Raw genomic sequence first — 26,214 nt, 5'->3', positions numbered from 1 at the left:
CCGTACGGGGGCTGCCGCTTTACGCCGCGCCTTTACCGGTGCGGCGCCCTCACAGGCGCGGGTCGACCGGCTCCGACTCGAGGGCGAGCACGGCGAACACCGGCTCGTGGACCCGCCACAGCGGCTCTCCCTCCGCCAGCCGGTCCAGCGCCTCCAGGCCGAGCGCGTACTCGCGCAGGGCGAGCGAGCGCTTGTGCCCCAGGAACCTCTGGCGCAGCCGCTCCAGCTGCTCCGGACGCGCGTACTCCGGCCCGTAGACGATCCTCAGGTACTCGCGTCCGCGGACCTTCACCCCGGGCTGGACCAGCCGTCCCCTGCCGTCCCGGGCGTACGCCTGGAGCGGCTTGACCACCATGCCCTCGCCCCCGGCGGCGGTCAGCTCCAGCCACCACTCGGTGCCCGCGCGCACCGACTCCTCGTCGCCGGTGTCCACGTACACCCTGCGGGTGCGGCGCAGCAACGGGGCGTCCGTGCCCTCGTCCGCGTCGGCGAGCCGGTCCAGCCAGGCGAGCTGCTCGTCGTGCGGTACGGCGGCCAGGGACCGGCCGGCTGCCGCGAGCAGCTGGAACGGCGCGAAACGTACGCCGTCCAGCCCGTCGGTGCTCCAGCAGTAGCGCCGGTACGCCTCGGTGAAGGCGGCGGCGTCGTCGGCCCGCCCGCGCTGGCGCTCCAGCAGCGCGCCGGTGTCCACTCCCCTGGCCGCGGCCGCCTCCAGGGCGGCGACGGCGTCCGGGAGGACGGCGCGGGAGGCGGCGCCCACGGCCGCGTACTGGTTGCGGAGCAGGCCCGTGGACTTCAGGGACCAGGGCAGCAGCTCCCCGTCGAACAGCAGCCAGTCCGTGCCGAGTTCCTCCCACAGCCCCGCGCGGTCGACCGCCGTGCGCAGCCGGGCGAGGAACTCCTCGGTGACCTGCGGGTCCGGGAAGAAGGGCCGGCCGGTGCGGGTGTAGAGGGAGCCGGTGGGGCCGTCCTCGACGCCGAACCGCTCGCGGGCGGCGGCCGCGTCCCGGCACAGCAGGACGGTGGCGCGGGAGCCCATGTGCTTCTCCTCGCACACCACCCGTCCGATGCCGTCGGCCCGGTACTGGGCGAAGGCCTCGGCGGGGTGCTCCAGGTGGCCCTCCTGCTGCGAGGTGGCCGTCGGCGCCATGGTCGGCGGCAGGTACGGCACCAGCCGGGGGTCCACCGCGAAGCGGCTCATGACCTCCAGGGCGGCGGCCGCGTTCTCCTCGCGGACGCCGACGTTCCCCAGGTGGCGGGTCTCCACGACCCGTCGTCCGTGGACGTCGGCCAGGTCGAGCGGGCGCCCCTCGTGGCCTCCCGGCACCTCGGCGGCGAGCGGCTTCACCGGCTCGTACCAGACCTTCTCGGCCGGTACGTCGACCAGTTCGCGCTCGGGCCAGCGCAGGGCGGTCATCCGGCCGCCGAAGACGGCACCGGTGTCGAGGCAGATGGTGTTGTTGATCCAGGTGGTGTCCGGGACGGGGGTGTGGCCGTAGACCACGACCGCCTTGCCGCGGTAGTCCTCGGCCCACGGGTAGCGCACGGGCAGGCCGAACTCGTCGGTCTCGCCGGTGGTCTCGCCGTACAGGGCGTGCGAGCGGACCCGGCCGGAGGTGCGGCCGTGGTACTTCTCGGGCAGTCCGGCGTGGCAGACGACCAGCTTGCCGCCGTCGAGGACGTAGTGGCTGACCAGGCCGGCGATGAACTCCCTGACCTCCTTGACGAACTCCTCGCTCTCGCGGGAGAGCTGCTCGACGGTCTCGGCGAGGCCGTGCGTCTGCTGGACCTTGGACCCCTTGAGGTAACGCCCCAGCTTGTTCTCGTGGTTCCCGGGCACGCACAGGGCGTTGCCGGACTTGACCATGCCCATCACCCGGCGCAGCACGCCGGGGCTGTCCGGGCCGCGGTCGACGAGGTCGCCGACGAAGACGGCGGTGCGGCCGGCGGGGTGGGCCCCGTCCTCGTAGCCGAGCTTGGCAAGGAGGGTCTCCAGCTCGGAGGAGCAGCCGTGGATGTCGCCGACGATGTCGAAGGGGCCGGTGAGGTGGGCGAGGTCGTTGAACCGCTTCTCCAGCACCACTTCGGCGGTGTCGGCCTCCTCGACCGTGCGCAGGACGTGCACCTTGCGGAAGCCCTCGCGCTCCAGGCCGCGCAGGGAGCGGCGCAGCTCGGAGCGGTGCCGCTGGATGACCCGGCGGGGCAGTCCGGCCCGGTCGGGGCGGGCGGCGTTGCGCTCGGCGCAGACCGACTCGGGCATGTCGAGGACGATCGCGACGGGCAGGACGTCGTGCTCGCGGGCGAGGCGTACGAGCTCGCGGCGGGCCTCCTGCTGGACGCTGGTGGCGTCCACGACGGTGAGCCGTCCGGCGGCGAGCCGCTTGCCGGCGACGTAGTGGAGGACCTCGAAGGCGTCCTTGCTGGCGCTCTGGTCGTTCTCGTCGTCGGCGACCAGGCCCCGGCAGAAGTCGGAGGAGAGGACCTCGGTGGGCTTGAAGTGCTTGCGGGCGAAGGTGGACTTGCCCGATCCGGTGGCGCCGACGAGGACGACGAGGGACAGGTCGGGGACGGGGAGCACCCGGTGGGCCGGGCGGCCGCCGGCCGTGCGGGCGTCGGTGGTGGCGGCGTCGGTGGTGGGGGTGGTCATGCTGCCTCGCCCTCCTTCGGGCTCTCGGTGACGGTGGTGAAGACGGCCATCTGGGTCGGCGCTCCGACCTCGGGGTCCTCGTCGCCCACCGGTACGTGGGCGACGGTGTAGCCGTGCCGGGCGGCCACGCGGGCGGCCCAGGCGCGGAACTCCTCGCGGGTCCACTCGAAGCGGTGGTCGCGGTGGCGGACGTGCCCGGCGGGCAGGGACTCCCAGCGGACGTTGTACTCGACGTTCGGGGTGGTCACGAGGACCGTGCGGGGGCGGGCCGCGGCGAAGACGGCGTACTCCAGCGCGGGCAGCCGGGGCGGGTCGAGGTGCTCGATCACCTCGCTCAGGACGGCCGCGTCGTAGCCGGCCAGCCGCTTGTCGGTGTAGGCGAGCGAGCCCTGGAACAGCCGGACGCGGGAGCTCTGGCGCTCCCCCATCCGTTCCAGCCGCAGCCGCCGGGCGGCCGTGGTCAGCGCCCGGACGGACACGTCGACGCCGACGACCTCGGTGTACGCCGGGTCCTTGAGCAGGGCCTGTACGAGGTGCCCCTCGCCGCAGCCGAGGTCCAGCACCCGCTGGGCGCCGGCCCCGCGCAGGGCGTCGAGGATCGCGTCGCGCCGGCGCACGGCGAGCGGCACGGACCGCTCCGGGGTGCCCGGGGACTCGTCGGAGCCTTCGGGGACGGTCTGGTCCACGGCGTTGTCGAGTTCCTCGGCCTCGCTCCCGTCGGCCTCGGCCAGCCGGGCCAGTTCCAGGCGCTCCATGGCGTTCTGGGTGAGCCGCTTGTGGCGGGCCAGGTAGCGGGCGGTGATCAGCGCGTGCTCGGGGTGCGCGGCCAGCCAGCCGTCCCCGGCGCGCAGCAGCTTGTCGACCTCGTCGGGGGCGACCCAGTAGTGCTTGGCGTCGTCGAGCACGGGCAGCAGGACGTACAGCTGGCGCAGGGCGTCCTCCAGCCGCAGCCCGCCCTCCAGCACGAGCCGCACGTAGCGGCTGTCGCCCCACTCCGGGAACCGCTCGTCGAGCGCGATCGGCACGCACTCCACCCGGTCCCAGCCCAGCGGGCCGAACAGGCGGCGCACCAGCTCCGGGCCGCCGCGGGCGGGTAGCACCGGGATCTCGATCCGCAGCGGGCGCGGCCGGCCCGGCAGTTCGGGGCGCAGCGCGCACTGGCCCTTGAGGGCGGTGCGGAAGACCCCGCTGAGTGCGACGGCGAGCAGCGAGGAGGCCGCGTACGGGCGGTCGTTGACGTACTGGGCGAGGGCGGCGTCGGGCGCCCCGCCCCGCCCCTTGCCCTGGCCGCGCCGGACCAGCGCGACGGGGTCCACCTCGAGCAGCAGCGCCACCGTGCACCGCTCGGCCGTCGCCTCGGGGTAGAACACGTGGGCGGTGCCGTGCGAGGTGGAGAACGCCTGCGCCCTGCCGGGATGCTTGTGCAGCAGAAATCCCAGGTCGGTGGCCGGATTCTCCGTCGTGCCGGTGGTGCTGATCGTCAGGAACATGCGTTCCAGCATGACCCGGGCACCACCGTCGGGGCGAACGGATTTCCGGTGTCAGCGCTGTTTGGGGATGTTGAGCGGGCGGCCGATGTGCCAGTGGGGTTCGGTGCCGCTGTACGGACAGAGGTAGGCGATCCGTTCGTGCTGCCACGGCTGGATCCGGTTCATCTCGCTCGCGGCGTGCTCCGCCGCGGCCTCGTTGGCGAACTGCTTCTTCTCCCCGCACGCCCTGGAGCGGGTGATGCGGCGCCTGGCGGCGGCGCCCGTCCTGCTGGTGCGCTTCATCTCTCCTGCCTATCCCAGCAGGAGCCGACCAGAAAGGCCCTTCACCCGATCGAGTGATAGTCGGCCGCGGACCCTTGCCTTACCCCGCGTCAGGCCAGGCGCGGCCCCAGGGCGGCGATGCGGTCCGGGCCGATCCGGCAGCAGCCGCCGACCAGCCGGGCCCCGGCCGCCCGCCAGGACCCCACCGGCCAGGGGGCGGGAGCGGCGGGGGCGTTCCAGCTCCCAGTGGCGGCGTCCCAGACGGAGCCGTCGTTCGGGTAGGCCACCAGCGGCTTGGCGGTGACGGAGGCGGCGGCCTCCAGGGCGGGCAGCACGTCGGCGGGGTCGCAGCAGTTGACGCCGACCGCGACCACCTCGGGGGCGGCGGCCGCCAGGGCGAACGCCTCGGCGAGGGGCTGGCCGGCCCGGGTGCGGCCGCCCCCGACCGTGTACGTGAGCCAGGCGCGGGCCCCCGTACCGGCCAGCACCCGCAGCAGGGCCTCCGCCTCCAGGACGTCCGGGACGGTCTCCAGCGCCAGGACGTCGGGGCCCGCCGCCAGCAGCGCCCCGATCCGGGGCCGGTGGAAGGCGGCCAGCTCCGCCACGGTGAGCCCGTACCGGCCGCGGTACTCGGAACCGTCCGCCAGGACCGCCCCGTACGGGCCCACCGAGGCGGCCACCCACACCTCGTGCGCGGCGGCCCGGGCGGCACGGCCCGCCACCCGCACGCTCCGCTCCAGCAGGGCCGGGTCGTGGCCGACCTGGTAGCTCGCGGTGATCAGCACCTCGGCGCCGGCCCGGACGTACGCGGCGTGGGCCGCCTCCACCTGGCCGGGGCGCTCGGCGAGCACCCGGCCCGTCCACATTCCCCCGGACAGGTCGCAGCCCTGGTCGGCGAGCTGGTTGCCCATCCCGCCGTCCAGCAGCAGGGTCCTGCGGGCCAGGGCTTCGGCGAGCGGGCCGGTCGCACGGGGCACGGTCCGCTTCCCTACCGGCCGAGCTGGGACAGGACGCGGGAGGAGACCAGCTCCAGGTGGTCCAGGTCGTCGAGGTCGAGGAGCTGGAGGTAGACCCGCGAGGAACCGATGGCGGCGTAGGTGCCGAGCTTCTCCACGACCTCGTCCGGGGAGCCGGCCAGGCCGTTGGCCTTCAGCTCGTCGACCTCGCGGCCGATGGCGGCGGCCCGGCGGGCGACCTCGGCGTCGTCCTTGCCCACGCACACCACCAGGGCGTTGGAGTAGACGAGCTCGTCCGCCGCGCGCCCGGCCTCGGCGGCGGCCTCCCGCACCCGGGCGAACTGCCGCCGGCTGTCCTCGACCGAGGCGAAGGGCATGTTGAACTCGTCCGCGTACCGGGCGGCGAGGCGCGGGGTGCGCCGCGCACCGTGCCCGCCGATGAGGACGGGCACCTTGGCCTGGGCCGGCTTGGGGAGCGCCGGGGAGTTCTCCACCTGGTAGTGGACGCCCCGGTGGTCGAAGGTCTCGCCGGGGGCGGTGGCCCACAGCCCGGTGACGATGGCGAGCTGCTCCTCCAGCCGGGCCATCCGCTCCGCCGGGAAGGGGATCCCGTACGCCTTGTGCTCCTCCTCGAACCAGCCCGCCCCCAGGCCGAGTTCCACCCGCCCGCCGGACATCTGGTCGACCTGCGCCACCTGGATGGCGAGGACGCCGGGCAGCCGGAACGTGCCGGCCGTCATCAGCGTGCCCAGGCGGATCCGCTTCGTCTCGCGGGCCAGGCCGGCGAGGGTGATCCAGGCGTCCGTGGGGCCCGGCAGGCCGTCGACGGAGCCCATCCGCAGGTAGTGGTCCGAGCGGAAGAACGCGTCGAAGCCCAGGTCCTCGGTGGCCTTGGCGACGGTCAGGAGGGTGTCGTAGCTCGCACCCTGCTGCGGTTCGGTGAAAATGCGGAGATCCATGCTCCCCATCCTGCCCGTCCCACCCCTGCCGGGTGAATCTTCGTCAACCGGAAGGTCCACCCCCCGCCCCGCCAGTGACCAGCGCGGATGGGGATCGTTGGCTCGGACGGAGCCGGACCGCCCGGCCCGCGCGCCGGCGGCCTCCCGCCGATGCGTCCACCGCCCCCTTCCGCACCGGAAGGGCCAGGGCCGAGGAGGCCGCCATGTCCCACGAGTCCGTGCCCGAGCATCCCGGACAGACCGGACAGGCAGCACACGACCACGCACGCCAGGAGTCCGCGGCTCCCGCCCAGGGCGGCGCGCCGAAGGGCCTGCTGCAGCAGATGGAGGAGCTGATGGCGGCGCTGAACGCCGACCTCTCCCAGCTCGACGCCGACCTCCAGCACTCCGCGGACCGCACCCTGCCTGCCGCGCCGGCGGCCTCCGGCGGACGCGCGTACGAGGGCGAGCTCCGCTCCGACCGCCACTCCGACCGGTCCTTCTGACCGCGGGGGTCCCGCCGTGCGCGGCGGGACCCTCCGGGCCGTCCCTTCCGGATCTTGCCCGACCCGCTCCCGGTTCAGCTCACGCCCGACGCCGAGCCCCGCTCGCGGACGGCCGCCATCCGGCGCAGCAGTGCCCGCACCCGGTCGCTCGACTCGTCCGCCGCGTCGATCGACTCTATGCACTGCCAGTACAGTCCCTCGTCGTCCGTCGCGCAGGCCACTCCGACGAGGGCTATGCCGACCTCGCCGAGCAGCTCCTGGAGCCCGAGCAGCGCCTGCCGCACGTCGGCCGTCCCGGCCAGCTGCGCCGCCCTCGGCGGCTGTTCGGGCGGTCTTCCCTCACCCCGCAGGGCCGCGCGGTCGATGACCCCGCAGCCTCTCCCGCCGGCTTCGCCCAGCCCCCGTGCCTCCGCCCTCAGCTCCGGCGGTCCGGTGACCGCCAGCCAGCTCCCGATGCCCTGGGCGAGCGCCTGTGCCTGCCAGGCCTCGCCCACGATGTCCCATGCCTCCCCGCTCCGCGCCAGCGCGTGCCGGCCGGCCGCGATGAGCCGTACCGCATCCATATGCCGTCCCCCGTCCGCACGACATCCCGCCGTTCTCCACTACCCAGAGTGAAGGCAACGAGCCAGTAAAGCCAGGGGTATTCGGAAATCTGTGGACACAAACATGGTTGTGGACGACGCCATCACTCCGAAGAGTGACGATCTGGTGTCGAAGTACCGGCAACCGGGAAGCGGTGCTCGTTCCTCTCGATCTTCGCGGCCAGCGCATCCAGCACATCAACCCCGAGAACCTCACAGAACTGCAGCAGATACGCCATCACGTCGGCCACCTCGTCGGCCACTCTGTGTGCGCTTTCGGGCTTCTCCATGACCGCGGCCGACTGTTCCGGAGTCAGCCACTGGAAGATCTCGACCAGTTCGGCGGCCTCCACGCTCAGGGCCACGGCCAGGTTCTTGGGCGTGTGGTACGGGGCCCAGTCCCGGGCGGCCGCGAAATCGGCCAGCCGTCGCTGGAGTTGGTACAGGCGTTCGCCTTGCGGGAGAGCGGGCCCGTCACCCGTGGGTGCTGCGTCGTTCATGGGGACAGGTCTACCACTGAGACGCCGGGGACCCCCCGACCGGTTCCCGCGGTGTCCTCGCCGACCGCCGCCACCAGCCCGATGTGCCCGCGCCCGCCGCACAGCACGGCGAGCCGCAGCAGTTCGGCGGCCTGCCGCCGGTCGAGCCCCCGGTCGAGGCCGTCGGCGAGCACCGTGAGGGCCTGGCGGGCGGAGAGCAGTTCGGCGGCCGGGTCCACCTCCAGCACCCCGGGTCCGGTGAGCAGGACCAGGGCCAGCGCCAGGAAGCGCAGTTCGCCGGCGCCGAGCCGGTCCAGGCCGGTCGCGGGACGGCCGGGGCCGCGGTCGAGCACGGCGGCCACCAGCCCGGGGCCGCCGGGGGCCGCCCGTACGTCCAGCCCCGCCACCGGCCCGGCGCAGCCTGCCCGCGCCGCCCGGGCCAGCAGCGCGTGGCGGGTGCCGCATTCGTGGCGGGTCCGGCGCAGCACGTCGGCCAGGTTCCCGCAGTCGGTCCGCAGCCGGCCCTCGCCGGCCGGGACGGGCGCCCGCATCCGGCCGGGTTCCGGGTCGCAGGCGAACACCGAGCGCAGGGCCACCACCACCTGTTCGGCGGCGGCCAGCACCCGGCGCTGGCCCGCCGTGGACCCGGCGACGCGCAGCGGCAGCAGTCCGGTGCCGAGGCGGTCGTCGGGCATCGGGGCCCGGGTCACCCCCACGGTGCCGCCGGTGAACCAGGCGGCCTCGACGGTGCGCCGGCGCGGGTCGCGCAGGGCGGTGGTGAGCAGGATCCGGCCGTCCTGGGAGAGCCGTTCGCCGGCGATGCGCAGCACGGGCTCGGCCTGGACCGCGAGGTCGAGGCGGACGGGGCCGCAGGGGCCGTCGACCGTGCAGCCGAGGCGGAAGCCGCGCCGCCCGCCGCCGTCGGGCAGGGCCCGTTCGGGCACCCGGGCGCCCGGGTCGGGGAAGGCCTCGCGCAGGGTGGCCCCGGAGGCGAGGGCGGCCAGCGCCCGGTAGGCGTCCAGGGCCTGGGACTTGCCGCTGCCGCTGGGGCCGGTGAGGAGGGTCACGGGGCCCAGCGGGAAGGCGGCCGCCCGGTGCGGCCCGAAGGCGGAGAGCCGCAGCTCGGTGACGGTGGGCCGGGTCGGGCCCGGATCGGCGGGCGCACCGCCGGAAGCGGCGGCTCCGGCAGCGGGCGGCGGCGTACCGGAGGCGCGGCCGGCATCGGCGGGGCCGGGCTCGCCCCGGGGGTGTCCGCGTAACGGGCTGTCAGCCGCGGCTGCTGCGCACGGCGGTGTACCGGTCGGGGCGGCGGCGGGCCCGCCGCGCCCCACCGCGTCCAGGGTGGCGTCCATGGCCGGACGCTACGGCCCGCCCGGGTGCCGGGGTGCCCGCCGAACCGTTCCGCCGCCGCGACCTTCCTACGATCGGGGGACGGCCGCCGCCGCGATCCCCTCCACCTCGGTCCCCACGGGGGCCAGCAGGAAGACGTTGCGGTCGACCCGGTGCATGCCGCTGCCCAGGCCGAACACCACGCCGCTGCTGAAGTCGAGGATCCGCTTGGCCACTTCGCTGTCGGCGCCGGTGAGGTCCAGCAGCACGGGGATCTGCGCGATCAGGTACTCCGCCACCTCCCGCGCGTCGGCGAAGATCTGAACCCGGATCACCACGAAGCGCCGCTGTTCCGCCGCGGCCTGTCCGGGGGCCTTGGGGATGGTGCGGTGGTCCACCCGGGAGGGCCATTCGTTGCGACTGCGCAGCGGCACCACCTGCGCGAGTCCCTCCCACTGCTCGTCGGTGACGTCGTACCTGCTCACCGGGCCCCCTCGGCCGTGCGCTTCATGTGCATCCCCCCATCCTCTCGCGTTTCACCCGTTCAGCCCAACACCGACACGAAGGACGTAGGGTCGCCGCCATGACCAATGGCGACGAGGTCCGCACGTTGAGCGACATCGCGGGCCCGGGGCCCGCCCGGCACGGCGCCGCGGGGAGCGGCGGGCGGACCGTGCGGCCGCTGCGGCGCGAGGACGCGATCCGCAACCGGGCGCAGATCCTCGCCGCCGCGGAGCAGTTGTTCACCGAGCGGGATCCGCGCAGCGTGACGATGGACCACATAGCCAAGGCGGCGGGCGTCGGCCGGGCCACGCTCTACCGCCGGTTCCCGGATCCGGCCTCCGTGGCCGCCGCGCTCCTGGACGAGCACGAGCGGGCCCTGCGGGCGCGCCTCGCGTTCGGCCCGCCGCCGCTGGGGCCGGGCGCTCCGCCGGCGCAGCGGCTGGCCGCCTTCTACGCGGCGGCCCTGGAGCACCTGGAGCGGCACCTGCCGCTGGCCCTGGGCATCGGTCCGGGCCCGGCCCGGTTCGCGGGGGGCACGTACCGGCACTGGCGCGCACACGTGCGGGCCCTGCTCGTGGAGGCCGGCGCCGTCGATCCCGACGTCAGCGTGGACGCCCTGCTCAGCCCGCTCTCCCCGGAGGTCTACCAGTTCCAGCGGCACACCCTGGGCTTCGAGCCCGCGCGGATCGCCGGGACGCTCGGCCGGCTGGCGCGCGGGGTACTACCCGACCCACAGATAGGTTAGGTTAGGCATACCTAAGTCAATCTCCGATGAGGGAGAGATCCGCATGCGCCTGCCCGGTGCCCCCGCCGCCACGCCCGCCGCCCGGCCCACCGAGGCCGAACTGGTCCGCTCCGTCCTCGCCGCCGCCCACTCGATGACGGTCGTCATCGACGGCGTGCGCCACGAGGTCCGCAACCTGGACGGCGGGGACGTGCTCGGCCGGCTGCACCTGCACCCCGCCGCCCCCCTGGCCGGGCACCCCGCCGCGGTGCTGAACGACGGACTGCCCGCCATCCGGCTGGAGTTCACCGACATCGCCCCGACCCCCGTACGCGACCGGGTGCGCGCCCGCGTCACCGTCCTCGGCCACCTGCTCACCCCCTGGGCCGACGAGGCCTCCGCCCCCGGGACCACCACCTGCGTGGAGTACGGCCAGGCGGTCCTGGAGACCGCGCGCGGCACCTCGTACATCGGGCTGGACGAACTGGACGAGGCCTGGCCCGACCCGCTGGCCCCTTACGAGGCCGGCATGCTCACCCACCTCCTCGACGACCACCCCGAGCTGGTCACCCTGCTGCTGCGGCTGGTGCGGCCGCGGCCCTCAGCCGCCGTCGTCCGCGCGCTGCCGCTCGCCATGGACCGCTACGGGATCACCCTGCGGCTGGAGGAGCGCACCGGCCACCGCGACGTACGGCTGCCCTTCCCCTCCGTCATCGACGACGTCGACCAGGCGGGCGTCCAGATCCAGGCGCTGCTCAGCGCGGCCCGGCGGCGCTCCCACCGCAACTCGCTCCCCGCTTGAGAACCGCTCGAACCGGGTTTCCCACCCGGAATTCCCGCCCCGACCTGATCCGTTGTGGCGTACATGAAGGCAATCACGTACAGCAGCTACGGAACCCCCTCCCGGCTCGAGCTCGTTGAGGCACCCGAGCCCAAGGTCGGGCCGGGGGAGGTCCTGATCCGGGTCAGGGCCGCCGGGGTCAACCCCGTGGACTGGAAGCTCGCCGCCGGATACCTCGACCCGATCCTCGAAGTCCGCCACCCCGTCATACCCGGCTGGGACGTGGCCGGAGTCGTCGAGGCCGTCGGCCCCGACACCTTCGACTTCGCCGTCGGCGACGAGGTGTACGGGTACGTCCGCAAGGAGTGGGTCGAGCTCGGCACCTACGCCGAACTCGTCTCGGCCCCCGTCCGGACGCTGGCCCGCAAGCCGCGCTCCCTGAGCTTCGAGCAGGCCGCGGGCATCCCGCTGGCCGGCCTCACCGCGTACCAGTCCCTCACCCGCGTGGGCCTCAAGGCCGGCGAGACCGTCGTCATCCACTCCGCGGCGGGCGGCACCGGCTCCTTCGGCGTGCAGATCGCCGTCGCGCTCGGCCTGCGCGTCATCGGCACGGCCGGCGCGCACAACCACGACTACCTGCGCTCGCTGGGCGCCGAGCCCGTGCTGTACGGGGACGGCCTCGCGGACCGGATCCGCGCGCTCGCCCCCGAAGGCGTCGACGCCGGGCTGGACTTCTTCGGCGACGGCGCCGTGGAGATCCTCCAGTCGCTCGTCAAGGAGCGCGGCCGGGTGGTCTCCATCGCCGACTACGAGGCCGCCGCCAAGGGCGCGCACCAGCTGTGGGTGCGCCCGGACACCGCCGACCTGACGTTCCTGGCGGAACTCGCCGACGCGGGCGGCCTCACGGTCAACGTCGAGCACGCGCTGCCGCTCGCCGAGGCCGCGAAGGCCTGGGAGCTCAGCGCCGCGGGCCGCACCCGCGGCAAGATCGTCCTCACCCTCTGACGGGTCCTCGCCCCGGCCCTCGCCCTCCGAGGGCGTGCGGCGGCCGCCGGAGTACGGAACTCCGGCGGCCGCGGGCCCGGCTGTCGGGGCCCCTCAGGCGCGGGCCTGCGCGTACCGGTTCACCGGACGGGCGAGCCCGTAGTTCTCGCGCAGGGTGCGCCCCGTGTACTCGGTGCGGAACAGGCCGCGGTCCTGGAGGATCGGCACGACCTGGTCGACGAAGTCGGTCAGGCCGGTGGGCAGGACGGGCGCCATGATGTTGAAGCCGTCGGCGGCGCCCCGGGTGAACCACTCCTCCAGCTGGTCCGCGATCTGCTCGGGGGTCCCGGCGAAGACGCGGTGGCCGCGGCCGGCTCCGAGGCGGGCGATCAGCTCCCGCAGGGTGAGCCCGTCGCGGCGGGCGAGCTCGGCGACGAGCGTGAACCGGCTCTTGTTGCCGTTGATGTCCCGCTCCTCGGGGAGCTCCGGCAGCGGGCCGTCGAGATCGGCACCGGTCAGGTCGGTCCCCAGCATCCCGGACAGCTGGGCGAGCCCGTACTCCGGGACCTGGAGCTCGGTGAGCTCCCGCTCCAGGGCCTTCGCCTCGGCCTCGGTCGAGCCGATGACGGGGGCGATCCCGGGCAGGACGAGCAGCTCGTCCTCGGTGCGGCCGTACCGGGCGAGCCGGGACTTGAGGTCCTTGTAGAAGGTCTGGCCGTCGGCGAGGGTCTGCTGCGCGGTGAAGACCGCCTCCGCGTACTGGGCCGCGAACTCCTTGCCGGACTCGGACGAACCGGCCTGCACGAGCAGCGGGTACCCCTGCGGGGAACGGGGCACGTTGAGCGGTCCCGCGACACCGAAGTACTCGCCCCGGTGCGCGGCGGGGTGGAGCTTGTCGATGTCGGCGTAGACGCCGCGCTCCTTGTCGAGGACGATCGCGTCGTCCTCCCAGCTGTCCCAGAGCTTGGTGGCGACGTCGAGGAACTCGCGGGCCCGGTCGTAGCGGAGCCCGTGCTCCAGGTGCTCCTCGCGGTTGAAGTTGCGGGCCTCGTCGAGGGTGCCGGAGGTGACGATGTTCCAGCCGGCGCGGCCGCCGCTGATGTGGTCGAGCGAGGCGAACTTGCGGGCCAGGTTGTAGGGCTCGTTGAAGGTGGTGGAGACGGTGGCGATCAGGCCGATGTGCTCGGTGACGGCGGCGATCGCCGCGAGCAGGGTGAGCGGCTCGAAGCCGCCGAGGGCGTTGTACCGGGCCTTGCCCCACAGGGCCACGCCGTCCGCGAAGAAGATCGAGTCCAGCCGTCCGCGCTCGGCGGTGCGGGCCAGCTCCTGGAAGTAGCGCACGTCGGTGACGCGCTCGGGGCTGCTGGCCGGGTGCCGCCAGGCGGCGTCGTGGTGGCCTGCGTTCATCAGGAAGGCGTTGAGGTGGAGCGTACGGGGTGCGGGCATGTCGGTTCCCTGGGTCGGGCGGGCGGGGAAGGGGCGCGGGGCCCGGGGGTCAGGCGGGGACGCGCCAGAGGCTGAGGCGGCGTTCGATCGCCACGAGGACCTGGTTGAAGGCCACGCCGATCGCCGAGATCGTGACGATCCCCGCGTACATCTGCGGAATGGCGAAGTTGAACTGCGAGGCGTTGATCAGGTAGCCGAGGCCCGCCTTGGCGCCGATCATCTCGGCGGCCACCAGGACCAGGATCGACACGGCCCCGGCCAGCCGGATGCCCGTGAAGATGGCCGGGACGGAGGCCGGCAGGATCACCTTCTGGAAGAGCCTGGGCGTGGACAGGTCCATCGACCGGGCCAGCCGGACCAGCGTGGGATCGGCGTTGCCGACGGCGCTGATCGTGTTCAGCAGGATCGGCCAGACGCAGGCGTAGACGACGATCGACACCTTCGAGGTCTCCCCGATGCCGAGGAGCAGGACGAAGACGGGGAGCAGCGCGAGGGCCGCCGTGTTGCGGAACAGCTCCAGCAGCGGGCCGAGGAACGCCGCGACGGGCCGGTACCAGCCGATCAGGAGCCCGAGCGGGACCGCCACCGCGACGGCGATGGCGAAGCCGCCGAAGGACCGGGTGAGGCTGGCCCCGACGTGCTCGCCGAGCTGGCCGTCGCCGAGCAGCTCCCACCAGGCCCGGGCCACCTCGCTGACCGGGGGCAGGAAGGTGGCGTCGACCAGCCCGAGCCGGGGTGCGGTCTCCCACAGCGCGAGCAGCGCGAGAATCGCCGCCGACCGCAGCAGCCCGGCCCGCAGCCACCGCAGTACGGGGACCCCCCGGCCCGGCCGGCGGACGGCCGGCGCGGCGGGGGCCGCCGCCTTCCGCGGCGCGTCCCGTACCGGGGCCGGCCCGGCGGGATCGAGGGTGCCGGTCCGGCCGCGCGGTACCGTCGCCCGCTCTTCGGACCCGGCGAGGGCGGTGGCGGTGGCGGGTGCGGGTGCGTCGGTGCTCATGCGGCGGCCTCTTCCTTCTCCAGTTGCTGGGCGCGGGCCACCTCGTCGTGGAGCAGGCTCCAGATCTCGTGGCGGTAGCGGGCGAACTCCGGGCTGGAGCGCAGGTCCTCGCCGGTGGCCCCGGTGAGCCGGTCCCCGAGCGAGACCGGGACCACCTCCTTGACCCGGCCCGGCCGGGAGGTGATCACCGCCACCCGCTGTCCGAGGTACACGGCCTCCTCGATGCCGTGCGTGATGAAGACGACCGTCTTGCCGGTCCGCTGCCAGATGCGCCGCAGCTCGTCCTGGAGGGACTCGCGGGTCTGCGCGTCCAGTGCGGCGAAGGGCTCGTCCATCAGCAGCACGTCCGGGTCGTACGCCAGCGAGCGGGCGATCGCGACCCGCTGGCGCATCCCGCCGGAGAGCTCGTGCGGGTGCCGGTCCTCGAACCCGCCGAGCCCCACCAGTTCCAGGAACTCGCGGGCCTTCGCCGCCCGCTGCCGGCGCGGTACGCCGGTGGCCTCCAGGCCGAACTCGACGTTGCCGAGCGCGGTGCGCCAGGGCAGGAGTGCGTACTGCTGGAAGACGATGCCCCGGTCCAGCCCCGGCCCGGTGACGGGCTCGCCGTCGAGCAGGATGCGGCCGGACGTGGGCCGGGTCAGGCCGCCGAGGAGGTCCAGGAGGGTGGACTTGCCGCAGCCGCTGGGACCGACGACGACCAGGAACTCACCCGCCGCGATCTCCAGGTCGATGCCGTCGAGCGCGGTGAACTCGCCCCCTCCCCCCTTGACCGGGAAGGTCTTGGTGACGGACTCGAACACGATCTTCGCCATGCCGGTTCAGCCCTTCCCCTGGACGTTGAACTCGTTCGTGTACAGGTCGGCGGCCTTCAGCTGACCGGGCTTGATCTCGCCCCGCTCGCCGAGCCAGTCCAGCCACAGCTGGAACTCCTTGTCCTCGATCCGCCCGTACTGCCCGGCGACCCCGTAGGAGCGCCAGTACTGGAGGGTGGCGGTGTCCTCGTTGCGGCCGCGCTTCTTGACGATCTCGGTCTGGCGGGCGATGACCTCCTCGCGCGGGGTGGTGCGCGACCACTCGATGGCCTTGCCGACCCCGGAGACGAAGGTGCGGACGGTGTCCGGGTTGTCCTTCACGAACTGCTTCGTCATCACGTACGAGCCGGCGCTGAACTTGCCGAGCAGCTCGAAGTCGCTGAACAGCGGTCTGATCCCGCCGGCGGCGAGCGCCTTGTCCCGCAGTACGCCGCCCAGCACCCCGACCTCGATCTGCTTCTGCCGCAGCACCTGCTCGGTGTTCACCGGCGGCACGACGAGGGCCTCGACCTTGGCGGAATCCGCCTTCGATATCCCGTTGCGGCTCAGGTAGATGTCCAGGAGGGCCTGGGAGTGCGCGCCCAGGGTGTTCATGCCGACCTTCTTGCCGAGCAGGTCGCGGGCCGAGCGGATCGGACTGTCCTCCAGGACGTAGTAGCCGCTGAAGGCCTCCTGGTCGACCCCGTAGTAGGAGATGACGGACGTGATGGGGGCCTTGCTGGAGGCGAGCTTGACGATCGCCCCGTTGAAGGCGCCGCCGAAGTGGATCTGGCCGGTGGCGGCGGACTGGATGTCCTGCGGGCCGCTGATGGTGTTGCCGACCCATTCCAGCTTCAGGTTCCCCAGGTAGCCGAGGTCGGCGGCCAGCTCGGCGAGGGTGACGGCGCCCACGCTGCCCTGGTACTTGAGCGTGGTGACCTGGCCGCCGGAGCGGCCGGAGCCGCCTCCGGAGGCGGTGGCCGTCCCGCAGCTCACCGCGGCCGCCGAGATGCCGAGCAGGGTCAGGAACTGGCGCCGGGAACGGGTGGCCGTGGTGGGTGCTGCGGACATGACGGTTCCTTGGGTTACGGGACGGTGGTGAGGGCGGGGAGCGCGTCGGCGAACTCGTCGACGGCCTGGAAGAGGTCGAGCTCCGCCTCGGGGCGCAGCCGGTCCGGGCCCGCTCCGCGCTCGACGGAGGAGTCCAGGACGAACCGCCCGGCGGTGACGTGCCGGGCCCCGAGGGCGGCGAGCACCGGACGCAGGGCGTAGTCGATGGTCAGGACGTGGGCGAGGCTGCCGCCGGTGGCCAGCGGCAGGATCGTCTTGCCGGCCAGGCCGTCCTGCGGGAGCAGGTCGAGGAAGGCCTTGAGCAGTCCGGTGTACGAGGCCTTGTAGACCGGCGTCGCGATCACCAGGCCGTCGGCTTCGGCGACGGCCTCCAGGGCGCGGCGGATCTCCGGCTCGCCGCGCCGGGCGGACAGCAGGTCGGCGGCGGGGAGGGTGCGTACGGACAGGTGCGCGGTCTCGAACCCGGCGTGGGCCAGGCGCCGCAGCACGTGGTCCGCGACGACCTCGGTACGGGAGTGGGCGGAGGGGCTGCCGGTGAGGGCGAGCAGCTTGGACGGCACGGCGTACTCCGTTCTGGGGCGGTCGGTCAGACGGCGGTCGGGGCCGAGGCTCCGGAGGCGATGCCGAAGGACGGCTCGGGAACGCTCTCGGGGCTGATCAGCCGGGAGGGCTCCCCGTCGGGCCCGACGGGGACGTCGCCGTCGACGGTGACGCGGCGCAGGGTGCGCTCGTGGTCGTCGGAGTCGTCGACGCCGTAGTGCTGAGTGGCGCGGTTGTCCCAGATCGCGACGTCACCGGCGCGCCACTGCCACCGCACGGTGTTCTCGGGGCTCTCGATGTGGGCCTGGAAGAGGTCCACCAGGGCGCGCGAGTCCCGGCCGGTCAGGCCCTGGATCCGCTGCACGAAGTTGCCGAGGAGCAGGGTCCGCTCACCGGTCTCGGGGTGGACGCGGACCAGCGGGTGCTCGGTGAGGAACTTGGTGGAGGTGAACACCTCCCGGTACTGGGCGAGGGCCTCGGGGAGGGCGTCCGGCTTCAGGGCCGCGTAGTCGTACTCGTTGGAGTGCACGGCGCGCAGCCCGTCGGCGAGCTCCCGCAGCGGCTCGGGCAGGTGGGAGTAGGCGGTGGCGGTGTTGGCCCAGAGCGTGTTGCCGCCGTACGGGGGGATGGTGACGGCCCGCAGGATCGAGAAGGCGGGGTAGGCCGGGACGAAGGTCACGTCGGTGTGCCACTGGTTGGCGCGGGCCCCGTGGTGGGAGTCGATGCCGAGGGCGTACCGGCCGTCCGCGGAGGGCACGGTGGGGTGCGCGACGGGCGTCCCGAGCAGCCGGGCGAAGGCCTCGTGGGAGTCCTCGTCGAGGTGGTCCTGGTCGCGGAAGAAGACGACCTTGTGGGCGAGCAGGGCGGACCTGACCTCGGCGACGGTCTCGGCGGCGAGCTCGCCGCCGAGGCGGACGCCGCCGATCTCGGCGCCGATGCGGCCGCCGATCTTCGTGACGGTGGTGGCGGTGACAGTGGTCATCAGAACTCCTCGGTATTTATTTCCGCAGCGGAAGAAATGGGCGCGGCACTGTCCCGGGACCGGTGGTACGAGCCGGAACGGAGCAACGGGGCGGGAACGGCCGGGGCTGCACCCCGGGCCCCGGCGGCGATCACGCGGCGGGGGTGCGGGGCGGCCGGGGGCCGGGGGCCGGGGGCCGAAAGGTCGGGGTCTCAGGCCCCGGGAAGGGCCGGACAGCGGCCCGGACACTGGCCCGGCGCATGACAGGGGCCGGAGGTGTGGAGCCGCGGGGCGGGGTACGCGTTCGCGGTCATGGCTCGGAGCCTGTCAGCGCCGCCGCACGGGGTCAACCCCCGCCCCACCCCCCGCCAAACCCCCACCACAAGCCCCCTGACCTGCAACTTCCCCCCACGGAACGGCCGAAAACCCCTGGCCGGATTTCACGGCCCCGCAACGCCCCCGCCATGTCGCCCGGGGGCGGGGGTGGGGGGTGGGTCGGGGCCGGGGAGGCCGGTGACGACGGCGGGCAGTGACGACGGCGGGCGGGGCCGGGGAGGTCGGGGTCCTGGCCGGGCGGCCTCAGGGAAGGTAGGGGGCTTCCCGTCAGTCCATCGTCCTTCCGGTTCGCACCGGTCCCTCAAGGGCGCTCCTTCGTCGCGTCGCTACGCGATCGCCTACGGCGACCCTTGACCGACCGGCACGAACCGGAAAGCCGAAAGACTGCCGGGAAACCCCCAAAGAAACGGTCACCGGGCAGACGACAGAGGGACGGGCCCGTCAGTGACGAGACGACGGGCCGGGCCCTGGCCGGCCTGTCATCCGGGCCCCACATCCCCCTTCCGGGGCCAGGGGCGCGGCTAACTGCACGAAAAGTCGATCAGAGCAGGCCAGGGAGCCGACAGGCGCGACAGATCGCTACGCGCTCCTCCTTGCTTGGCGTCCGGCGACCGCCTGGGGCTGATACCTGCACCAAAAGTCGATCAGAACGGGCCAGGATGCGCGCGGGCGCGTCAGATCGCTACGCGCTTCTCCCGTTTCGGCGTCCGGCGGCCGTCTGGGGCTGGGACGGGCGAGAAAAGACGGCGTGCAGGCCTGCTGTGTGCTGTGACCAGCCCAGGACGGCCGCCGGACGCCGAGAAATGGGGAGCGCGTAGCGATCTGTCGCGCCTGTCGGATCCCTGGCCTGCTCTGATCGACTTTTGGTGCAGGTATCAGCCCAGGGCGGTCGCTGGACGCTGAGATAGGAGGAGCGCGTAGCGATCTGCTGCGTCCTGGCCGCGCCCCTGGCGCGGGGGCCTGGGCATGGGGCTCGATGCCCGGCAGGGCGGCCCCCGACCCGTCGTCTCGTCACTGACGGGCCCGTCCCTGCTCCTTCTCCCCGTGACCGTTCTTTTGGGGGCTTCCCGGCAGTCTTTCGGCTTTCCGGGGCGGGTCGGTCTGTCAAGGGTGGCCGAAGGCCATCGCGAAGCGACGCGACCGAAGGGAGCGCCCTTGACAGGCCGGCACGACACGGAAGGACGATGGACTGCCGGGAAACCCCCAAACCTTCTCTGATCCGGTCCAGGGTGGTACCGCTCACCCAACCCCGCCCCACAACCAGAGCCCGCCCGCACCCGAAGGCCGACGGCACTCCCCCGCCTCCACGCCCCGCGCCCACCGCACCCCGAACCGCCCACGGCGGACACCGCCCGGGCCGACCACCGCCAGCAGGTCACCCCACCGCCGCACGGTGCCACGTACGCACCCACCCGCACCCCGGGAGGCGGGTGGGCAGCCGCCGACCCGCCCCCACCCCCTCGCGGGGGCGATGGCGGGCCCGTACGAAGACCTCCCCGCTCCCCCGGCATCATCAGGGCATGACGAGAACAGCCGGCGACAGCCGGGGTGCCGCCAATGCCGCCGCCGTGTTGCGGACCGTGCTGGACCACGGGCCCGTCGCCCGCAGCGGGATCTCCGCCCTGTGCGGACTCAGTCCCGCCGCGGTGTCGCGGCAGGCCACCGGGCTGCTGCGGGCCGGGCTGCTGCGCGAGCTGCCCGGGCCCCCGGCGCACGGCGGGTCCGGGCGGCCGCGGGTGCCGCTGGACCTGCACACCGGCGCGGTCGGCGGGCCGGTCGCCGCCGGGCTGCACATCGGGGTGCCCGCCTCCACCTTCAGCATCGTCGACCTGCGCGGCCGGACCCTGGCCCGCCGCGCCCTCCCCCACCACGCCGGGCGGAACGACCCCGCGTACATCGCCGCCGGACTCCGCGCCTTCCTGCGCGAGTCCGACACCGGCCGCCCCCTCCTCGGCCTCGGCGCGGCGCTCGGCGGCTGGGTCCGCCCCGACACCGGGACCGTCGTGCGCCATCCCGCGCTCGACTGGCACGACCGCCCGCTCGCCGACGAGCTCGGCGCCGCCCTCGGGCTCCCCGTACGGGTCGACAACCACGCCCGGGCGGTCGCCGCCGCCGAAATCCTGTTCGGGCACCCGGCGGCCCGCCGCAGCCTCGTCCACCTGTTCATCGGCAACGTCGTCGACGCCGCGTTCGGCATCGAGGGCACCGTCCACCAGGGCCCGGGCTCCGCCGCCGGCGACGTCGCCCACCTCCCCGTGCCCGGATCCGGCGCCGCCTGCGCGTGCGGCCGTACGGGGTGCCTCCAGGCGGCCGCCTCGGACACCGCGCTCGGCATCGAGGCCGTGCGCCGGGGCATCCTCCCCGACCCCTCGGTCCCCCTCCTGGCCGACGCCGCGGCGACCGGCGACCCGCGCGCGGACCGGCTGCTGCGCGAGCGCGCCCGGGACGTAGGGCGGGCCGCGGCGCTCCTCCTCGACGTGTTCAACCCGGCGGTCATGGTCGTCACGGAGCTCTCCAGCGTCCTGCACGACGAGTACCTGGACGAGATCCGCGCCGCCGCCCTGGAGCGGTCCCGCGTGTGCGACGACCCCGCGCGGATCGTCGCCCCGCACGCTGGCCCGGCCGTCCTCCCGCAGGCCGCCGCGACGGTCCTACTGGGCCCCCTGTTCCGGGATCCGGCGGCCCCGCCCCCGGGCGGCCCCCACCCCCGGTCCCCCAGCTCATCTGAGAGGGGGAGATCACATCCGGTGGTTATGGCAACCGGTGAGTAGCCGCCCCTAGCATTCGAGCCATGACGGTCCTGCCTGACGACGGGCTCTCCCTGGCCGCCGAGTTTCCTGACGCGACACATGAGCAGTGGCAACGCCTCGTCGAGGGCGTCCTGCGCAAGTCGGGCAAGGAAGTCACCGGCGAGGCAGCGGAAGCAGCACTGTCCACCAAGCTCGAGGACGGGCTCATCACCCGCCCGCTGTACACGGCGCGCCCCGACGCGGACGGCCCCGACACCGGTTTCCCGGGGTTCGCGCCCTTCGTACGGGGCGGCACCCCCGAGGGCGGCAGCGCCTCGGGCTGGGACGTGCGCCAGCGCATCGCGGGCAGTGATCCGGTACGGGTCAACGAGGCGGCCCTCGCCGACCTGGAGAACGGCACCACCTCCCTCTGGCTGACCGTCGGCCGGCTGGGCGTCCCCGCCGGGGACCTGGGCCGCGCCCTGCAGGACGTCTACCTCGACCTGGCCCCGGTCACCCTCGACGCCGGCGCCGAATACGCCGACGCCGCACGCGCGTTGCTCGCCCTGTACGCGGAGCGCGAGGTGGCCCCCGAGGCCGCCCGCGCCGCGCTCGGCATCGACCCGCTGGGCCACGAGGCCCGCACCGGCGAGGCCCTGGACACCGCTCCCGCCGTCGAGATCGCCCGCGAGGCGGCCGCCTCCTGGCCGGGCGTGCGCGCGCTGACCGTCGACGCCCTGCCGTACCACGAGGCCGGCGGCTCGGCGGCCGAGGAGCTCGGCCTGTCGCTGGCCACCGGGGTCGCCTACCTGCGCGCCCTCACCGACGGCGAGGCCGGTCTCGGCACCGAAGCCGCCTTCGGGCAGCTGGAGTTCCGCTACGCGGCGACCGCCGACCAGTTCCTGACGATCGCCAAGCTGCGCGCGGCCCGGCGCCTGTGGGCCCGGATCGCCGAGGCCTGCGGCACCCCGGAGGCGGGGGCGCAGCGGCAGCACGCCGTCACGTCGCCGGTGATGATGACCCGCCGCGACCCGTGGGTGAACATGCTGCGGACCACCATCGCCTGCATGGCGGCCGGCGTGGGCGGCGCGGACTCCGTCACCGTGCTCCCGTTCGACGCCGAAGTGGGCCTGCCGGACGCCTTCGCCCGGCGCATCGCCCGCAACACCTCCACCATCCTCCTGGAGGAGTCGCACCTGGCCCGGGTGATCGACCCGGCCGGCGGCTCCTCCTACGTGGAGCAGCTCACCGACGAACTCGCCCACGCGGCCTGGGAGTTCTTCCAGACCGTCGAGCGTGCGGGCGGCCAGGCCGCCGCGCTGCGCTCCGGTCTGGTCGCGGAGCGGCTGGCGGCCACCTGGGCGGCGCGCTCGAAGAAGCTGGCGACCCGCCGCGAACCGGTGACCGGGGTCAGCGAGTTCCCCCTGCTGTCGGAGAAGCCCCTGGTCCGCGAGGCGGCCCCGGCCGCCCCGTCCGGCGGTCTGTTGCGGGTGCGGCGCGACGAGGCGTACGAGGCGCTGCGCGCCCGCAGCGACGCGCACCTGGAGGCCACCGGCAGCCGGCCGCGGATCTTCCTGGCCGCCCTCGGCCCGGCCTCCGCGCACACCGCGCGGGCCACCTTCGCCTCGAACCTCTTCCAGGCGGGCGGCATCGAGCCCGTGCACGACCCGGTGTCGGTCGACGCGGCGAACGCCGCGGAGGCGTACGCGGCGAGCGGCGCGGACGGCGTCGCGGTGCTCTGTTCGGGTGACGCACTGTACGAGGAGCAGGGTGCGGCGGTGGCCGACGCCCTGCACGGGGCCGGTGCGACGACCGTGTTCCTCGCGGGCAAGCCCGGCACCTGTGCCGACGCCGTGGACGCGTACGTGTTCGCCGGCTGCGACGCGGTCGCCGTGCTGTCCTCCGTACTCGACCGGATGGGAGTCGCGCAGTGAGCAGCATCCCCGATTTCTCCGAGCTCGCCCTCGGCTCGGCCCCGCGGGGCGCCACCGAGGACCAGTGGCGTGCCGCGGTGAAGGAGTCCACCGGCGCCACCCCCGCCGACCTGCTGTGGGAGACGCCCGAGGGCATCGGCGTGCAGCCGCTGTACACGGGCCGGGACCTGGAGGGCCTGGACTTCCTGCGGACCTACCCGGGTGTGGCCCCGTACCTGCGCGGCCCGTACCCGACGATGTACGTGAACCAGCCCTGGACGATCCGGCAGTACGCCGGCTTCTCCACGGCCGAGGAGTCGAACGCCTTCTACCGGCGCAATCTGGCGTCGGGCCAGAAGGGCCTGTCGGTGGCCTTCGACCTGCCGACGCACCGCGGCTACGACAGTGACCACCCGCGCGTGACGGGCGACGTGGGCATGGCGGGCGTGGCGATCGACTCGATCTACGACATGCGGCAGCTGTTCGACGGGATCCCGCTGGACCGGATGTCGGTGTCGATGACGATGAACGGCGCGGTGCTGCCGGTCCTCGCGCTGTACATCGTGGCGGCGGAGGAGCAGGGCGTCTCCCCCGACAAGCTGGCCGGGACCATCCAGAACGACATCCTCAAGGAGTTCATGGTCCGCAACACCTACATCTATCCGCCGAAGCCCTCGATGCGGATCATCTCGGACATCTTCTCGTTCACCTCGCAGAAGATGCCGCGGTACAACTCCATCTCGATCTCCGGGTACCACATCCAGGAGGCGGGGGCCACGGCCGACCTGGAGCTGGCGTACACCCTCGCGGACGGTGTGGAGTACCTGCGGGCCGGCCGGGGTGCCGGGCTGGACGTGGACGCGTTCGCGCCGCGCCTGTCGTTCTTCTGGGCGATCGGCATGAACTTCTTCATGGAGGTCGCGAAGCTGCGCGCGGCGCGCCTGCTGTGGGCGAAGCTGGTCAAGCAGTTCGACCCGAAGAACGCGAAGTCCCTTTCCCTGCGCACGCATTCGCAGACCTCGGGCTGGTCGCTGACGGCGCAGGACGTCTTCAACAACGTCACTCGCACGTGCATCGAGGCGATGGCGGCCACCCAGGGCCACACCCAGTCGCTGCACACCAACGCCCTCGACGAGGCCCTCGCGCTGCCGACGGACTTCTCGGCGCGGATCGCCCGCAACACCCAGCTGCTGCTCCAGCAGGAGTCGGGGACCTGCCGGTCGATCGACCCGTGGGGCGGCAGCGCGTACGTGGAGAAGCTGACGTACGACCTGGCGCGCCGGGCCTGGCAGCACATCCAGGAGGTCGAGGCGGCCGGCGGCATGGCGCAGGCCATCGACGCGGGCATCCCGAAGCTGCGCGTGGAGGAGGCCGCGGCCCGTACGCAGGCGCGGATCGACTCGGGCCGGCAGCCGGTGATCGGCGTGAACAAGTACCGGGTGGAGAACGACGAGCAGATCGACGTCCTCGTGGTGGACAACTCCTCGGTGCGCGCGCAGCAGATCGCCAAGCTGCGGCGGCTGCGCGAGGAGCGCGACGAGGCGCGCACGCAGGACGCGCTGCGGGCGCTGACGAACGCGGCGGAGCGCGGCGCGGGCCAGGGCCTGGAGGGCAACCTGCTGGCGCTGGCGGTGGACGCGGCGCGGGCCAAGGCCACGGTCGGTGAGATCTCGGATGCACTGGAGAAGGTGTACGGGCGGCACGCGAGCCAGATCCGTACGATCTCGGGTGTGTACCGCACCGAAGCAGGCGAGTCCCCGTCCGTGGAGCGCACCCGTGCGCTCGTCGACCGGTTCGAGGAGGCGGAGGGCCGCCGTCCGCGCATTCTGGTCGCGAAGATGGGCCAGGACGGCCACGACCGCGGTCAGAAGGTCATCGCGACGGCCTTCGCCGACCTGGGCTTCGACGTGGACGTCGGCCCGCTGTTCCAGACTCCGGCGGAGGTGGCCCGTCAGGCCGTCGAGGCGGACGTCCACGTGGTGGGCGTCTCGTCGCTGGCGGCCGGCCACCTGACCCTCGTACCGGCGCTGCGCGAGCAGCTGGCGGAGGAGGGGCGCGAGGACATCATGATCGTGGTGGGCGGGGTGATCCCGCCGGCCGACGTCCCGACGCTGCTGGAGATGGGCGCGACGGCGGTGTTCCCGCCGGGCACGGTCATTCCGGACGCGGCCCACGACCTGGTGACGCGGCTGGCCGCGGAACTGGGCCACGAGCTGTAGGCGGCGCCGGGTATGCCCCCGAAGATCGACATCGACGTGTACGCGAAGGGCGTGCTCGACGGGAAGCGCGCGCACATCGCGCGCGCCATCACCCTCGTCGAGTCCACCCGGGCGGACCACCGCGCCCTGGCCCAGCGGCTGCTGACGGAGCTCCTGCCGCACACGGGCAGGGCGCGCCGGATCGGCATCAGTGGGGTGCCGGGGGTGGGCAAGTCCACCTTCATCGACGCGTTCGGCTCGATGCTGACGGGTCTGGGGCACCGGGTCGCCGTCCTGGCGGTGGACCCGTCCTCGACCCGTACGGGCGGCTCCATCCTGGGTGACAAGACGAGGATGGAGCGGCTCGCGGTCGACCCGGCGGCCTTCGTCCGGCCCTCCCCCTCCGCGGGGACGCTGGGCGGGGTCGCGAAGGCCACGCGCGAGTCGATGATCGTGATGGAGGCGGCGGGCTACGACGTGGTCCTCGTCGAGACGGTGGGCGTCGGCCAGTCGGAGACCACGGTCGCGGGCATGGTCGACTCCTTCCTCCTCCTCTCCCTGGCCCGTACGGGCGACCAGCTCCAGGGCATCAAGAAGGGTGTCCTGGAACTGGCGGACGTCCTCGCGGTGAACAAGGCGGACGGCCCGCACGAGCGCGACGCGAAGGCCGCCGCCCGGGAGCTGTCGGGTGCGCTGCGCCTGATGCACCCGGCGGACGCGGCGTGGACCCCGCCGGTGCTGACGTGCAGCGCGCGGGAGTCGGCGGGCCTGGACGAGGTCTGGAACCGCCTGGAGCAGCACCGGACGGTCCTGGAGACGGGCGGCCGGCTGGCGGCAAAGCGGGCTGCGCAGCAGGTGGAGTGGACCTGGTCGATGGTCCGCGACGAACTCCTGGAACGCCTCCGCTCCGACCCGGCGGTACGGGAGCTGGCCCCTTCCCTGGAAGCGGCCGTCCGGGCGGGCACGGTCACGCCGACGTCGGCGGCGGACCGGATCCTGGGAGCGTTCGGGGGGAGTTGATCGGGGCGGCCTGAGGTGAGGGGCACCTGCCC

23 protein-coding genes are annotated in these 26,214 nt (G+C 73.8%); 8 read left to right on the top strand and 15 right to left on the bottom strand.

The genetic code is table 11. The annotated features are described in order from the left end of the window. Window positions 1-49: 49 nt before the first annotated feature. The 5 genes from ACIPW5_RS08065 to ACIPW5_RS08045 all read right to left on the bottom strand — a co-directional run bounded on the left by ACIPW5_RS08065 (window position 50) and on the right by ACIPW5_RS08045 (window position 6,313). Window positions 50-2,647, bottom strand: a complete 2,598-nt coding sequence (locus ACIPW5_RS08065) for a polynucleotide kinase-phosphatase (RefSeq protein ID WP_401241916.1) — start codon at window positions 2,645-2,647, stop codon at window positions 50-52. Further along, window positions 2,644-4,137, bottom strand: a complete 1,494-nt coding sequence (locus ACIPW5_RS08060; protein ID WP_401242238.1) for a 3' terminal RNA ribose 2'-O-methyltransferase Hen1 — start codon at window positions 4,135-4,137, stop codon at window positions 2,644-2,646. Before ACIPW5_RS08060 ends, ACIPW5_RS08065 begins: the two co-directional genes overlap by 4 nt. Before the next feature lie 51 nt (window positions 4,138-4,188). Further along, entirely contained in the window at window positions 4,189-4,419 is a 231-nt protein-coding gene (locus ACIPW5_RS08055) for a hypothetical protein (RefSeq protein WP_401241913.1), read from the bottom strand. Between the two features lie 89 nt (window positions 4,420-4,508). Next, window positions 4,509-5,375: a homocysteine S-methyltransferase gene (mmuM, locus tag ACIPW5_RS08050; protein ID WP_401241910.1), complete on the bottom strand. Its 867-nt coding sequence runs from the start codon at window positions 5,373-5,375 to the stop codon at window positions 4,509-4,511. 11 nt (window positions 5,376-5,386) lie between these two features. Further along, a complete protein-coding gene (locus ACIPW5_RS08045; RefSeq protein WP_401241907.1) occupies window positions 5,387-6,313 on the bottom strand; it encodes an LLM class F420-dependent oxidoreductase in 927 nt (308 codons plus the stop codon). Window positions 6,314-6,516: 203 nt separating this feature from the next. Here ACIPW5_RS08045 and ACIPW5_RS08040 point away from each other — a divergent pair, with 203 nt between their 5' ends. After that, complete coding sequence (locus ACIPW5_RS08040) at window positions 6,517-6,798, top strand: hypothetical protein (protein ID WP_401241906.1); 282 nt, start codon at window positions 6,517-6,519, stop codon at window positions 6,796-6,798. Window positions 6,799-6,872: 74 nt separating this feature from the next. Here ACIPW5_RS08040 and ACIPW5_RS08035 read toward each other — a convergent pair whose 3' ends face one another. The 4 genes from ACIPW5_RS08035 to ACIPW5_RS08020 form a co-directional block, all read right to left on the bottom strand. Then, complete coding sequence (locus ACIPW5_RS08035) at window positions 6,873-7,361, bottom strand: DUF6099 family protein (RefSeq protein ID WP_401241903.1); 489 nt, start codon at window positions 7,359-7,361, stop codon at window positions 6,873-6,875. A 122-nt stretch (window positions 7,362-7,483) separates the two neighbouring features. After that, a complete protein-coding gene (locus ACIPW5_RS08030; protein WP_401241901.1) occupies window positions 7,484-7,879 on the bottom strand; it encodes a nucleotide pyrophosphohydrolase in 396 nt (131 codons plus the stop codon). Continuing rightward, entirely contained in the window at window positions 7,876-9,210 is a 1,335-nt protein-coding gene (locus ACIPW5_RS08025; protein WP_401241899.1) for an ATP-binding protein, read from the bottom strand. Before ACIPW5_RS08025 ends, ACIPW5_RS08030 begins: the two co-directional genes overlap by 4 nt. Before the next feature lie 66 nt (window positions 9,211-9,276). Next, complete coding sequence (locus tag ACIPW5_RS08020; protein WP_401241896.1) at window positions 9,277-9,672, bottom strand: cell division protein SepF; 396 nt, start codon at window positions 9,670-9,672, stop codon at window positions 9,277-9,279. Window positions 9,673-9,770: 98 nt separating this feature from the next. Here ACIPW5_RS08020 and ACIPW5_RS08015 point away from each other — a divergent pair, with 98 nt between their 5' ends. From ACIPW5_RS08015 to ACIPW5_RS08005, 3 genes are all read left to right on the top strand, one after another. After that, the gene (locus tag ACIPW5_RS08015) at window positions 9,771-10,436 is read left to right on the top strand and encodes a TetR/AcrR family transcriptional regulator (protein WP_401241893.1); all 666 of its coding nucleotides are present in this window, start codon (window positions 9,771-9,773) and stop codon (window positions 10,434-10,436) included. Window positions 10,437-10,479: 43 nt separating this feature from the next. Next, on the top strand, window positions 10,480-11,217 hold the full coding sequence (locus ACIPW5_RS08010) for a DUF2470 domain-containing protein (protein WP_401241891.1): 738 nt from the start codon (window positions 10,480-10,482) through the stop codon (window positions 11,215-11,217). 63 nt (window positions 11,218-11,280) lie between these two features. Next, window positions 11,281-12,201, top strand: a complete 921-nt coding sequence (locus ACIPW5_RS08005; RefSeq protein ID WP_401241888.1) for an NADP-dependent oxidoreductase — start codon at window positions 11,281-11,283, stop codon at window positions 12,199-12,201. A 93-nt stretch (window positions 12,202-12,294) separates the two neighbouring features. Here the strand turns inward: ACIPW5_RS08005 and ACIPW5_RS08000 are convergent, their stop codons facing one another. Genes ACIPW5_RS08000 through ACIPW5_RS07975 form a run of 6 tightly spaced genes read right to left on the bottom strand, consistent with a single transcriptional unit; the run spans window position 12,295 to window position 18,007 of the window. Then, a complete protein-coding gene (locus ACIPW5_RS08000) occupies window positions 12,295-13,626 on the bottom strand; it encodes an LLM class flavin-dependent oxidoreductase (RefSeq protein WP_401241886.1) in 1,332 nt (443 codons plus the stop codon). Window positions 13,627-13,675: 49 nt separating this feature from the next. Further along, on the bottom strand, window positions 13,676-14,623 hold the full coding sequence (locus tag ACIPW5_RS07995; RefSeq protein ID WP_401241883.1) for an ABC transporter permease: 948 nt from the start codon (window positions 14,621-14,623) through the stop codon (window positions 13,676-13,678). Then, window positions 14,620-15,435: an ABC transporter ATP-binding protein gene (locus tag ACIPW5_RS07990; RefSeq protein WP_401241880.1), complete on the bottom strand. Its 816-nt coding sequence runs from the start codon at window positions 15,433-15,435 to the stop codon at window positions 14,620-14,622. The genes ACIPW5_RS07995 and ACIPW5_RS07990 overlap by 4 nt, the downstream gene beginning before the upstream one ends. A gap of 6 nt (window positions 15,436-15,441) precedes the next feature. Next, window positions 15,442-16,485 carry an ABC transporter substrate-binding protein gene (locus ACIPW5_RS07985; RefSeq protein ID WP_401241878.1) on the bottom strand — a complete coding sequence of 348 codons (1,044 nt, stop codon included), beginning with the start codon at window positions 16,483-16,485 and terminating at the stop codon, window positions 15,442-15,444. A gap of 14 nt (window positions 16,486-16,499) precedes the next feature. After that, complete coding sequence (gene ssuE / locus ACIPW5_RS07980; RefSeq protein ID WP_401241876.1) at window positions 16,500-17,045, bottom strand: NADPH-dependent FMN reductase; 546 nt, start codon at window positions 17,043-17,045, stop codon at window positions 16,500-16,502. 26 nt (window positions 17,046-17,071) lie between these two features. Continuing rightward, complete coding sequence (locus ACIPW5_RS07975) at window positions 17,072-18,007, bottom strand: TauD/TfdA dioxygenase family protein (RefSeq protein WP_401241874.1); 936 nt, start codon at window positions 18,005-18,007, stop codon at window positions 17,072-17,074. Between the two features lie 1,835 nt (window positions 18,008-19,842). On the opposite strand from ACIPW5_RS07975, the gene ACIPW5_RS07970 reads away from it, so the two are divergent. Genes ACIPW5_RS07970 through meaB form a run of 4 tightly spaced genes read left to right on the top strand, consistent with a single transcriptional unit; the run spans window position 19,843 to window position 26,182 of the window. Next, window positions 19,843-21,093: an ROK family protein gene (locus tag ACIPW5_RS07970; RefSeq protein ID WP_401241873.1), complete on the top strand. Its 1,251-nt coding sequence runs from the start codon at window positions 19,843-19,845 to the stop codon at window positions 21,091-21,093. A 20-nt stretch (window positions 21,094-21,113) separates the two neighbouring features. After that, entirely contained in the window at window positions 21,114-22,985 is a 1,872-nt protein-coding gene (locus tag ACIPW5_RS07965) for a methylmalonyl-CoA mutase family protein (protein ID WP_401241871.1), read from the top strand. Continuing rightward, window positions 22,982-25,183, top strand: a complete 2,202-nt coding sequence (gene scpA / locus ACIPW5_RS07960; RefSeq protein ID WP_401241868.1) for a methylmalonyl-CoA mutase — start codon at window positions 22,982-22,984, stop codon at window positions 25,181-25,183. The genes ACIPW5_RS07965 and scpA overlap by 4 nt, the downstream gene beginning before the upstream one ends. 12 nt (window positions 25,184-25,195) lie before the next feature. Continuing rightward, the gene (gene meaB, locus ACIPW5_RS07955; RefSeq protein ID WP_401241867.1) at window positions 25,196-26,182 is read left to right on the top strand and encodes a methylmalonyl Co-A mutase-associated GTPase MeaB; all 987 of its coding nucleotides are present in this window, start codon (window positions 25,196-25,198) and stop codon (window positions 26,180-26,182) included. Window positions 26,183-26,214: the final 32 nt, after the last annotated feature.

The sequence above is a fragment of the Streptomyces sp. NPDC090077 genome (assembly GCF_044747545.1).
GTDB lineage: Bacteria > Actinomycetota > Actinomycetes > Streptomycetales > Streptomycetaceae > Streptomyces.
This window is presented reverse-complemented; position numbering and strand designations above follow the sequence as displayed.